Origin of the sequence: Parendozoicomonas callyspongiae (assembly GCF_023502345.1) — a bacterium.
GTDB lineage: Bacteria > Pseudomonadota > Gammaproteobacteria > Pseudomonadales > Endozoicomonadaceae > Sansalvadorimonas > Sansalvadorimonas callyspongiae.
This window is the reverse complement of the sequence record NZ_JAMFLX010000048.1, coordinates 1-12,706: the sequence shown is the minus strand read 5'-3', so window position 1 is coordinate 12,706 and position 12,706 is coordinate 1. Positions and strand designations below refer to the sequence as shown.

Here is a 12,706-nt window from a genome sequence, read left to right as displayed (position 1 = left end):
AGGTAGCGCTGTAAGCCAGAAGGTGCTTTACCGTTTTTCACGACTCCATCTGTGGTATCACAGTGAACACATACAACTTTTTTAATGACTGCCATAGGAAAAAGTGGGCAGAATACCAGTAAAGCGGATCTATGAACTATACGAGATCAACGCATCTGATTCATGACCCATTTCAACAGAATTACCATTTTTTAATCGAAGATTGGTACGTGTGTAATGAAAGGGAAGGGGATAAGCCAACCCCCGTGTTACTACGGGAGCGGCTTTAAAAGACAGGCTGGGTTAATAACCTGATACTTGATTAGTTGGAGGGCCTTCCATCCTTGTTTAAAACAACAATCTCACCTAATCCCAGCTTTTCAAGTTCTGGTTTGATTTTTTTAACGTCGCCGGCAATCACCCAGGTGAAGGCGTCAGGCGTCAGATATTCTTTGGCCATGGCCTGGATATCGTGGGTGGATACGCCCTCGACTTTGTCTGCATATTCGTAAAGGTCATTTTCCGGTAAGTCGTATTCAACCAGGCTGCTGATAGAACTCAGTAGGGCGCCGTTGGTTTCATAACTTCCAGGCAGTTTGCGAATACGGTTACGCTTCACAAAATCTACTTCCTGCGCTGTTGCAGGTTTGCTGCTCAGGAATGCGTGGTACTCCTTGAGAATCTCCTGAACAGCTGGTGAGGTTTTATCAGCCTGAACTGAGGCGCTGGCTAAATAGGGGCGCTGGCCTCTTGCGCTTTTGGCGTAACTCTTGGCACCGTAAGCCCAGGACTTATCCTCTCGCAAGTTCATATTCAGCCGGGCAGTAAACTGACCACCAATGACATCATTCATCAGATTAAATGCCAGAGTGTTGTCGTTGTTGCTGGGCATGACCAGCTGACTGGCAACAATCACAGACTGACTTGAACCTGGGTAATCAACCAGATAAACCCTGGTTTTCTCAGGGGCATCAACATGGGCAATGTTCTTGTTGGGCAGTGGCAGTTGTGGAGCATTCCATTTGACAAAAGCCTTGTTAAGCTTGGGCAACAGCTGCTCCATGGTGATATCACCGGTGACAATCAAGGTGGCATTGTCCGGACGCAGCCAGGTTTTCCAGAACTCGATCAGGTCTTCCCGCTGAAGCTCTTTAACCGATTCGGTGGTGCCGTTTCCACTCCAAGGCGTGTTGTAAGCATGGTCATTGCCATAAAGAAGCTCAGGGAGAACACGGCCTACAGCGCTGGTTGGTGTGGCCTTTTCCTGGCGAATGCCATCAAGCAGATTATTGCGTACGCGAACGAAGTTCTTTTCCGGGAACACCGGGTTCATCAGCACATCGGCAAGAATATTCAGTGATGGATCCAGGCTGACTGTCAGGGTGTTCAGATAAACACTGGATGTATCCAGATCATTGCCGGTGCTGAGTCCGGTACCGATGTTCTCAAGATCAGCAGCCAGCTGTAGGTTGGAGCGTTTTTTAGTTCCCTCAGTCAACATGGCCATGGCTAAATCAGGCAGCCCCGGCTTTCCAAGGCGGCCGGATAATCCGCCATTGAACAGAAGTTCCATCTGTACAACAGGTGTCTGCGGGCGACTGGCAAGAACAACACTCAGGCCATTATCCAGAGTCGCCTTTTCCAGGGCTGGCAGAGATAGGTCAACCTGATCACCAGCTGCAGGAACTCTGCTGCGGTCTGCACCTTGAGCGGAGTGACTGTATTCAGGAAATGGCGTGACTTCGAGAACATAGGCACCATCGGATAGCCACTCTTTGGCACTAGTGCGGATAGCTGCTGGTGTTGACGCTTTCATCATATCCAAGCTTTTCTGATAGAAAGCCGGGTCACCATGGAGAACTTCTCCCCGGGCCAGAATATCTGACTTGCCACCAAAACCACCAACCCGTTCAGTTCCGCGAACAAACCCTGCAGCCTGGCTGAAGCGGATACGCTGCAACTCTTCCTTGGTAGGGCCATCTTTCAGGAAGCTTGCAAGCTCTTCCCTGATGGCCGTTTCCAGTTGGTCTGTGGTCACATCGGGGCGGGCACTGGCAGAGATCATAAACTGACCTGCCAGCAGGCGGTCATAAAGAAAGACACTGACATCTGTTGCCAGCTGATCTTCCAGAACCAACCGCTTGTAGAGACGGCTGTTGCGGCCACCACCAAGAACATCGGAGGCGAGTGACAGCAGCTCGGCATCTTCGGTGCCGGATTCAGCGACATTCCAAACCATCATTATGCGGGTTTGCGGCACACGATCCTGAATAGTGTCCCGTTTATCTTCACTACGCTTGGCAACCCATGCTTCAAGTTTATTTAATGGCTCACCTGCGGGAATATCGCCAAAGTATTTCTGCACTTTCTCTCTGGCTGTTTCTACATCAATATCGCCGGAAAGAACCAGAACCGCATTGGATGGCCCGTAATAGGTCTCAAACCACTTCTTAACCAGATCGACGCTGGCAGCATCAAGATCTTCCATATAACCAATGGTTGGCCAGGAGTAGGGGTGACCATCCGGGAATGACTGCTCGGCCACACGGGACCAAACTTTGCCATAAGGTCTGTCTTCACCCTGACGCTTCTCGTTCTTCACAACACCGCGCTGCTCATCCAGCTTTGCCTGGCTGATGGAGTTGAGGAAGTGCCCCATACGGTCGGATTCCATCCACAGGGCCATATCAAGTGCAGGAGTCGGCACTGTTTGAAAGTAGTTAGTGCGGTCAGAGCTGGTGGTACCGTTCTGATCTGTGGCACCTGCTTCCTTGAAAGGGGTGAAGAATTCACCCTGGAAGTTTTCTGAACCCTGGAACATCAGGTGTTCAAACAGATGGGCAAAGCCGCGGGAGCCAAGCGACTCATCCTTGGAGCCAACCTTGTACCAGATGTTCACTGCCACAATGGGAGCCTTATGATCTTCATTGACGATCACAGTCAGGCCGTTATCCAGAGTAAACTTCTGAAATGGAATCGTGACTTCCGGTAGTGCTGCTGGTTGCGAAGCTGTTGTTTGTGATGAAGCGGTAAATGAACTTACGCTCATGCCGGAGCAGCCAGCCAGAAACGCACCGGATAACACCAGTGCCAGAATCCTTTTCCGGAAACGGGGTCTGTCAGTCATGGTAATTCTTGGAAGTCCTTGGAAAGGTTTGTCTTTGAGCTTATCACACACACTGACATCTGCCGGTTGAAAAAGTTCCTGTATTGCATCAATCAGGTGTCGTATTTCTTCAAAGTGTGTCTAGTACATCATTTCAATGAAATTGTCGGGTAAAGCTTCTTCAGTCAGACTGTTGTATCAGAGACACTTTCAACAATATCCAACTCGACCAGCTTGTCAGCCAACAGTTCCATAGTCCATTTTGAGCGGCCTTCAGGAGGTTCTGAACAGGTTAGAGCAATGAGGTAGGCCTGTTTTTCTCCATTAAGCTTGCGCTCTGCACCTTTTCGGCTGAATTTACCTTCAATGGCGATGCCGAGCCCTTCTTCCACTGCGCGCTTCCGTGTTCTTTGTACGGTCTTCTTTGAGGTCGCACAAACATCGGCCACTTCTATTTCACTCAGGGCTGGTCCGTTTTCGTTTAGCCCGAGAAGGATCTGTGCGTGTAAGCGCTTGTGGCGAGCAGCCTTGCTTTTGACCAGCGCTTTGAGTGAGTGCTGTTCTTCAGCTGCTAGCCGGATATGGTATTTGACAGGCATGATTTGAAAAATTCCAAATCATGCCCATTTTCGAGTTTGCTTTCCTTGGCAGAAGTCAAAAACAAGGAAATGATGTACGCGAATAATATTCGATTTTAATTCAAATTTAATTTGATGCTCCATTGTTCAGATAGCTGGAGCTGGTTAACGAGGAAGGCATCATGCCCACAAGATATTTTCAGATCGCAGCAAGAGCAGGTTTGTTTGTCACTGTTACTCTGGGGCTTCTTCTTGGTTGTTCAAAGCAGGAAGAGATTGCGAAAGAGGTGGTGCGCCCAGTCAAACTCTTTGAAATCAAAGATACAAACGGCGGCGACGTCAGACGTTTTCCCGCGCAGGTGTATTCAGCAGAAGAATCCAAGATCTCTTTCCGGATACCGGGAGAGCTGATTGCGCTTCCGGTAAAAACCGCAGAAGAAGTCAGCAAAGGCCAGTTGCTCGCCCGTCTTGATGACCGGGATATTCGCAACGAGCTGGATCTTCGCCAGGCTGACTATGATCTGACTGAAATCAATCACAAGCGCATCAAGTCCCTGCGAGAGAAAAAGGTTGTTTCCCAGGCTGAGCTGGATACAGCAAGCACAAACCTGAAATCAGCACGTGCTTCTCTGAAGCTGGCCAAAGACAAGTTGGAGTATTCCACCCTGACAGCACCTTTTGATGGACGAGTGGCAAGGGTGGATGTTGAAAACTACCAGTTTGTTATGAACCAGCAAACCATTCTGATTCTTCAGGACAGCAAAACTCTTAAAGTCAACATACAAATGCCGGAGAACATTCTGGCAAATGTACAAAGAGAGCACGTGGACGAAGGCTATCAGCCGACTGTGACCTTTAGCGGCATTCCAAACAGAACATTCCTGGTTTCCTACAAAGAGCATTCAACCACTGTCACACCTGGTACGCAGTCGTACAAAGTGACTTTTACCATGCCGGTTCCTGAAGATATTATCGTTTACCCTGGAATGGGAGCCACGGTCGCCATCGATTTTGTCCAGCTGATGAATCATGAAGGCTCGGCCCCTTCCGTCGTTGTCCCACTGACAGCAATACTGGAAGACGATGTTACCGGTCAGCAGCAGGCATGGATTTATGATCCGGAAACCGGTGCTGTTAAGCCTGTTCTGGTCGCAGTAGGTCAGGTTACCCGTGAAGGGATAAAAGTCGTTTCTGGACTGAAGCAGGGCGATATGGTCGTAACGGCCGGTCTGACCCGTCTGCGCAGTGGTATGAAGGTCAAGCCTCTGACCCGTGAGCGGGGGCTGTAAGGATGAATATCTCTGAATACTCATTACGCAACAAAGTCATCAGCTGGCTTTTTGTTGTCCTGTTGCTGGTGGGGGGCTCAATTTCCTTTACTCAGCTGGGCCAGCTGGAGTTTCCGGAATTCCCGATTCCCCAGGCAATGGTGAATACAGTGTATCCCGGGGCTTCACCTGAGCAGGTTGAAGAAGAGGTGACCCTTCCCATTGAGAAGGCGATTCAGCAGCTGGAGTACGTGAAGCATATCTCTTCGGTATCCAGTGCAGGTGTTTCCCAGATTGAAGTTGAGCTGAAAGAAACATTTCCTGTGCATACGCATCCGCAGATTTGGGATGAGATGCGCCGGAAGGTCGATGATATACAGTCACAGCTCCCTCCCGGTGTGATGACCTCGGTTGTGAATGATGACTTTGGTGATGTCTTTGGCATCATGCTGAATATCAGTGGCGAAGGTTACAGCTACAGGGATCTGGAAAACTATGCAGACTTTCTGCGCCGGGAACTCTCTCTGGTAAAAGACGTAAAGAAGGTCAACATTGCCGGGGAAGTTCGTGAACAGGTTCTGATCGAGATTTCGCAGGCCAAAATGGCTGCACTGAACCTTGACCCTTCCTGGATATTTGGACTGCTCCAGAACCAGAACGTCGTTTCAAATGCTGGCGATATGCTGATCAGCGGGCAGAAGGTAAGGATTCACCCAACGGGTGAGTTTATGAATATCCGTGAACTTGAGAACCTTCTGGTCAGCCTTCCCGGCAGTAGTGAACTGATTTACCTTGGGGATATTGCATCCATCAGCCGTGACTATGATGAGACTCCGATGTCTCTCTATCGCAGTAATGGTCAGCCTGCACTTTCGCTCGGCATTTCATTTGCCAAGAATGTGAATGTTGTTGATGTCGGTCGCGCTATTGATGCCCGCCTTGCTGAAATGGAACCTGCCCGTCCGGTCGGTCTGGATCTTACAACTGTTTACAACCAGCCAGATGTTGTTGATCAATCCGTATCAGATTTTCTGGTCAGTCTTGTTGAAGCCGTTGCGATTGTTATTGTTGTTCTGATGTTTGCCATGGGTCTGCGCTCCGGCCTGATTATGGCAGCAATTCTGTTGCTGACCATCTTCGGTACTTTCATCGGTATGTGGTTGCTGGATGTCAATCTGCAGCTGATATCCCTGGGGGCACTGGTGATCGCTCTGGGTATGCTGGTTGATAACGCCATCGTGATTACCGAGGGCGTTCTGGTTGGTTTGCAGAGAGGTCAGTCCCGCCTTGAAGCGATTCGCCAGGTTGTTAAACACCAGCAGTGGCCACTGCTTGGTGCAACGGTTATTGCCATTATCGCTTTTGCCCCGATTGGACTTTCCCCGGATCTGACCGGAGATTTCATGAAATCGTTATTTACGGTTCTCTGTATCTCCCTGATTATCAGCTGGGTTCTGGCAATTACCCTCACTCCATTTTTCTGCAACCTGTTTTTTAAAGAGGCTCCCACAGCTTTAATTGGTGATGAGGTTGATCCTTACAAAGGGCTGCTGTTCACCATTTATAGAAAACTGCTGCAGAAAGCTCTGACGCACCGGATTATTTCCATTTCCCTGACTGGTCTGCTCCTGGTTGTTGCCGTGATTGGTTTCGGTAATGTTAAGCAGGCATTTTTCCCACCTTCCAATACACCTATATTCTTTGTTGACCTCTGGTTCCAGGAAGGAACGGATATCCGCCAGACCAGCGAAAGGGTGGCGCAGATTGAGCAGGAAGTGATGAAGCTGGATGACGTGCTCAATGTCACCAGTGTGATGGGTATGGGAGCCCAGCGATTTATCCTCACCTATATGCCTGAGAAGGTGTACAGCAGCTATGGACAGTTAATCGTCGAAGCTGAAAATCTGGAAACAGTGAAAGCACTGATTCCTGAGGTTTACGATGTAATGGATCAGCAGCACGATGTTGAATACAAGATCAAGCTGCTGCAGAACGGTCCAACCCCTATAGCCGGCATTGAGGCCCGCTTTTACGGACCAGACCCTGCCGTTCTTCGTAAACTGGGTGCCCAGGCAATTGCCGTGATGGAAGCTGAACCGGGAGCAATGGGTGTCCGTCATACATGGCGTGAAAAACAGGATATTGTTCGTCCGGTTCTCGACGAAGCTGCCGCCAGACGGAGTGGTATTTCCAAGAAGGCGATTGATCAGGCCATGCTTGTTAACTTCAGTGGAATGCAGGTTGGCCTGTACCGGGATGGCAGTCATATGCTGCCGATTATCGCCCGTGCCCCTGATGAAGAGCGCCTGAATGCAGACAGCATCAGTGACCTCCAGATCTGGAGCCAGGAGCGCAACTCATTTGTTCCTGTTTCTCAGGCTGTCACAGGTTTTGAGACAGAAACTGAAAACCCTCTGGTACAGCGTCGTGACCTGCGCCGGATGCTGGCAGTCATGGCTGATCCGTCACCATTAAGCGATGACACGCCTGAATCCATACGCCTGCGTCTGAAAGAGAAAATTGAAGCCATTCCTCTGCCCGACGGTTACACCTTCGAATGGGGTGGTGAAAAGGAAATGTCGGAAGATGCGCAGACAAACCTGTTCAGCTCTTTGCCAATGGGTTACCTGTCCATGTTCCTGATAACCATTTTCCTTTTTGGAACCATACGTCAGCCGCTGGCTATCTGGGCAACTGTTCCCCTGGCAGTGATTGGTGTTTCTGCTGGTCTGCTGCTGTTAAACAAGCCATTTACTTTTACAGCGCTGCTTGGACTGCTCAGTCTTTCCGGAATGCTGGTGAAAAACGGTATTGTGCTGGTTGAACAGATCAATATTGAAGCCAGAAAAGATATCACTATTCAGGCCGCCATTTTGGAAGCATCAATCAGCCGTGTCCGGCCTGTGTGTATGGCAGCCCTGACCACCATGCTGGGCATGATCCCCCTGGTGTTTGATGCGTTCTTCAGTTCCATGGCAGTCACCATCATTTTTGGTCTTGGATTTGCCACAGTTCTGACTCTTGTTGTGCTGCCGGTTATCTATTTGCTGCTGCACCGTATTCGTTTTGATCAAGGCGAAATGACGTAAAAGCAAGGATGCTTCCCGAGTTGTTCGTATTCAGGCTCTAAGTAAATAGAGGGATGAGGACTGATCATTTCCCCTTGACCAGTCCTCGCTTTAACCAAGCGGCTATTTATCCAAAAGAGCCATTGAAAGCATCAACTGCTGATCCAACGCCCCACGGTTTCTGTCCATGACTTCGGTCGCAGCCTTTCCTACTTCCAGACAGGCTTCTCTATCCGCCAGAAGGTACGCTGTCTGCCTTGCCAGTCCGGCTGCGGTATGAACTGTTGCCAAAGCACCAGCCTGCTCCATTGTCTGAACCACTTCGGCAAAGTTAAACACATGTGGTCCCATAATCGTGGGAAGACCAAGTGCTGCAGGCTCCAGTGGATTATGCCCGCCATGTTCAACCAGGCTGCCACCAACAAAGGCGATATCTGATGCTGCAAACATACGCATCAGCTCCCCCATGGTATCTCCCAGCAGAACATCGGTTTCAGGTGTAACCGGGTCATTAGTGCTGCGACGGCTGACTTGTAACCCTCCGCCTGAAAGTTGTTCATAGACAGGGTTGAAACGTTCAGGATGGCGCGGAACAAGAATCAGAAGAGTGTCGGGCAGTGAGTCACGTACCGACTGGAACGCTTCGATAACCTGTTCATCTTCACCCTTGTGGGTGCTGGCAGCAATAAAGATACGGGCATGCTCTGGTCGGCCGCTCAGCCATTGCACGCGCAGGCTCTGCCCTTCAGTCCTTAATTCTTGTGAAACAGCGATATCGTATTTCAGCGTGCCTGTCACTTTCATACGGGCTTTCGGGAAGCCCAGTTCGGTAAACCTTCTGGCATCGTCTTCTGTCTGCGCGGCGATGAAGGACAGCTTCGTTAACATATTACGGCTTAATGAACTAATACGCTGATAACCGCGGGCAGAGCGTTCCGAGAGACGGGCGTTTGTCAGAAGGGTTGGGATGTTTCTCTTGTGGCAGGCAGCCACGGTATTGGGCCAGAGTTCAGTTTCCATAAAAATGGCCAACTCCGGCTGGATCTTATTCAGAAAACGACTGACCGAACCGGGAAGGTCATAAGGCGCATAAACATGGAACATGCTGTCACCATAGAGCTTCTTCACCTGTTCTGAGCCGGTTGGCGTCATGGTGGTGACCACAATACGATGATCCGGGCAGGCTTCCATCAGCTTTCTGACCAGAGGAGCTGCAGCGATGCTTTCCCCAACGGATACTGTGTGAACCCAGATACTTTTCTGGCTGTCGGATGGGCCGGTAAAAAAGCCGAAACGTTCACTCCAGCGTTTGGCGTAGGCGGGTGCTTTCCAGGCCCTGTAGAGAAGCCTTAGGACAATGAGTGGCAGGCCCAGGTAGAAAATCAGGGTGTAAAACAAACGCGACATTGGAAACCGCTTTTATATTCGGGGGGCACTATTATCCGAAAGTCAGTGGATTAATGCTACCCGAGGAGTTCCTGATGCTCTCTTAACTAGACGTCAATTGTCATTTTTCTGGAAAAACGCAGTTTTTCGACTTAAATACCATAAGTTACAGGTGGGCGGGCTGTAGATACTTTGTCGGGTGTTTGACGCTTTGTTGTGTTCGCAGGAGGGCGACTAATATTCGTTTAAGAAATTATATTTCAGGCATTTTATGTTGTTTCAGTTTCGGGGGAAACGCGATTGCAATGTTTATAAATCCTGGGCCTGGGATACCGGGGCTTGTGTATTGTGATTCCGCTGTTGCTATTCAACCCGATCATGATGGAAAAGGCTTATACATTAAGACCCCCAAAGGGGGGGCTCGCAGACAAGACGGCCAATCATCTAACCAACTCCCGTCGTCTGGTAAAACAGAAGATAACTGGCAAATGCACTATGTTTCTTTTGCATGTGTGGGGATGCCTCCTTCCTATCTATGGGATTATCTAAACAGTAATTTAACGGGCACGCTTTCAAGCTACAACAGAGAATATGGGAGATCATTAATATATATATCTGATGGACATTCCCTATACCGGCTAAAGTACTCAGTAAAATATATAAAACCTGATGGCTCCTCAAAAAAAACTGATAGCTCCGCAATACTCGAACCTGAACCGGGGGTATTAATTGGTACCAATATATCAGCGCTGAAGGTGGTGTATGCTCTTAGAAGTGAAAGAGAAATAAAATATGAAGGTTATGATGAAGGAATATCTAAAAAGTTTGATGCAAATATTATCTTAATAGGCGATGAAGCAATCCACTTCGCTCACGATAAGAGAGATGGTAGAGAAATTATTGAAACAGAACAGCCTGCAGTTATCTCCTTAATGAGTGGACTCGGAGAACCTGTTGGAATCGCTGAAACTGATATGGAAGTCTACATTGCTTTCAAAAAAGCACTTGTAGTTTTTAAGGGAGGGTATAGCGATCTAGATATATCAAAATATGTTTTAATTTCAATAGATGAATTGGCAGAAAAAGTTACTAAACAGGACTCTGATGTATTCTCCGATTCTGAGCCAGAATTTTTAAAGAGCCATGATACACTTGCAACTGATCATGTTATCAACTCCATCTCTTGTTCCTGCCTTGGAAGTGATTGCTATGTTACTTTAGCAACAAGCAGGGGGATCATCGTAGGGCATGCTAATAGGGGAGTATGTGGATGGAGTGAAATTCCTCTCGAAAAAGAAGGCAGAAGAATTTGCGTGTACACTGATTATGCTCGTGTTGAAGAGGATAAAGAGCCTCGCATGGTTGCTTTCTTATCAAGTGATTGGCGCATAAATAAATGTGGCCGTTGTACTGTTAAATCGGCAGATTTAAAGGCCAAGGGTAATGCAGGTAAACCTTTCATCTGGCCTTGTGATGGGTTGGCCTGTCAATCAACAGAGATATCACAGGTTATGTACAAGTATAAGCCCGTATCTCAGGAGAGTGACACCTATGCAGCGTCATTACCTGCATTTCACTATCTAAATTATGACGGTGGTTGTCAAATCTCTCGCCGAGACTCATTACGTTTATCCCCAGCCATTTGCCATGGTCACTGGTCCTACCCCTACCCCTACCCCGCAGGTTCACTAATGTCACTATGTGAAATTAACCGACTTTCATCTTTATCTCAAAACGAACCGAATTACCCATTTATTGGCACTAACCTGGGAATGTTTCCATTAAGCATTCATACGACAACACCAATTGTGTCTCCCTCATCCATTAGTCCATTAGGAAGTTCGGCAAGCAGTTATTCATCTACAATGGAGGATGACCATGAAGCTGGAAGTCCAAGTGCAAAGAAAGTAAAACCAGCGCCAGTTACTTTAGTAAGTATTGGGACTGCTTCTCCCAGCTCTCCCCCTAGTGAAAAGTACACCAGTTCCCAAAGAAGGTTAAGAGCGGGAAGTAAAAAACATCCCTCTCATTCACGTTCTTCTTCAGGGAGCGGTTCTTGTAAAAGGCAATCCACTCCTTCTTCGGATCCTGTTGTTTCAGGAAAAACATTTGAATGGTCTGGACCGCCGGTAGATGGGCATACACCTCGTTATACAGACCCTCTCCCTATGACGCATGTAGCGAGCTGGGTACATGGAGATGAATGGAATGGCAGCTGGCCTACGAATTCAACATATTACTATCCAGCTGTTCCGGATACTCCAGTGACTAGTACTGTTCATACTCCTTCTTCAATTTCCAGGGCAGTGCAACCATCCATACCCCCAAAAAAGAGTTTGAACCCAGACGTTCTTATCCCTGGCAAAAGTAATGAGCAATAGCACCTTTTCGGAAACCTTCGTTGGCAATAACTTTAATATTTGAACAAGGGAATTGTTGCCCTAGCTTTTGCGCAAGATGAGTTGCCAGAAGCTCAACAGTTGTGTCTGTATCCATGACATAACAGTGTGAAGCGGGGATGGTTAACTCAAAGTATCCCTGGATTGCCTGATAGGAAAACACATTGTGCTCACATTCATCGATAAGAGTCGTGCCTTGAAGATCTTCTTGCGAGGCAATATAGATATCACGCCACTGCTCTGCACAGTCATGCTCAATATCTTCCCTGCGAGTGTTATCAATATAAATTGAAAGGGGGGAGCGGTGCCCATGGGCAATACGCTGGCAATCACCCTTATGCTTCTTTAAGCCATGGCTGTAGTGATAGTAGGCCCCCGTCAGTTTTTGTGGGTATAGGTGGAGTTCTATACCTGTAACATTTTCAGGCAGACCCTTGAGAACATGGGCTTCAATAATTGGACGAACGCCTGCGGGAGTAATTTCTTCCAGCTGAAGTGGAAGAATAGCCTGATCAGGGGCTCGGCAGCCTATGATTCCTCCCTGATCCAGCGTCAGTGTGACATCTCTTGAGCCACCCAGCTCGAGGAGAGTGATGTTCGGATTTTTTACGGGTACAAGAAGAGCATGATCAGCATGGGCATCAATCATGGCTTTGATCTCTTTCTTTACGTGTCCGAAATCAAAAACCATGCCCTCTTCATTTAGCTCTCCCGTGAGAATGACATCAACCAGCCATGTTTCACCGACAACGCCCCTGGCAGGGCAGAGATACGAGAAATCAATGGTGGTCAGTTGTTCTACAAAAAGGGCGGTCATACTCTTAATCCATGCTCTAGCTCTGATTTTTCCACAATTGAAAAAACAGGCTGCTATTCATTCAGGCGGGGCATTGTATGTCAGGTGTCTCTATCTGGCGAGTAA

At 48.3% G+C, this 12,706-nt stretch carries 6 protein-coding genes and 1 pseudogene; 3 read left to right on the top strand and 4 right to left on the bottom strand.

Annotation, left to right across the window (positions count from 1 at the left end):
- Positions 1–301: 301 nt before the first annotated feature.
- Both M3P05_RS19655 and M3P05_RS19650 read right to left on the bottom strand, forming a co-directional pair.
- A complete protein-coding gene (locus M3P05_RS19655; RefSeq protein ID WP_249701824.1) occupies positions 302–3,106 on the bottom strand; it encodes a M16 family metallopeptidase in 2,805 nt (934 codons plus the stop codon).
- Positions 3,107–3,273: 167 nt separating this feature from the next.
- Positions 3,274–3,684: pseudogene (locus M3P05_RS19650) on the bottom strand (helix-turn-helix domain-containing protein); the annotation flags it as partial.
- A gap of 161 nt (positions 3,685–3,845) precedes the next feature.
- On the opposite strand from M3P05_RS19650, the gene M3P05_RS19645 reads away from it, so the two are divergent.
- Complete coding sequence (locus M3P05_RS19645; RefSeq protein WP_249701822.1) at positions 3,846–4,952, top strand: efflux RND transporter periplasmic adaptor subunit; 1,107 nt, start codon at positions 3,846–3,848, stop codon at positions 4,950–4,952.
- Between the two features lie 2 nt (positions 4,953–4,954).
- Positions 4,955–8,020: an efflux RND transporter permease subunit gene (locus M3P05_RS19640; protein WP_249701821.1), complete on the top strand. Its 3,066-nt coding sequence runs from the start codon at positions 4,955–4,957 to the stop codon at positions 8,018–8,020.
- A 102-nt stretch (positions 8,021–8,122) separates the two neighbouring features.
- On the opposite strand, the gene waaA is transcribed toward M3P05_RS19640, so the two are convergent.
- Entirely contained in the window at positions 8,123–9,406 is a 1,284-nt protein-coding gene (gene waaA, locus M3P05_RS19635; RefSeq protein WP_249701820.1) for a lipid IV(A) 3-deoxy-D-manno-octulosonic acid transferase, read from the bottom strand.
- 284 nt (positions 9,407–9,690) lie between these two features.
- On the opposite strand from waaA, the gene M3P05_RS19630 reads away from it, so the two are divergent.
- Complete coding sequence (locus M3P05_RS19630; protein ID WP_249701819.1) at positions 9,691–11,766, top strand: hypothetical protein; 2,076 nt, start codon at positions 9,691–9,693, stop codon at positions 11,764–11,766.
- Here the strand turns inward: M3P05_RS19630 and M3P05_RS19625 are convergent.
- Complete coding sequence (locus tag M3P05_RS19625) at positions 11,738–12,601, bottom strand: 6-pyruvoyl trahydropterin synthase family protein (protein ID WP_249701818.1); 864 nt, start codon at positions 12,599–12,601, stop codon at positions 11,738–11,740. The genes M3P05_RS19630 and M3P05_RS19625 overlap by 29 nt on opposite strands.
- Positions 12,602–12,706 lie beyond the last annotated feature (105 nt).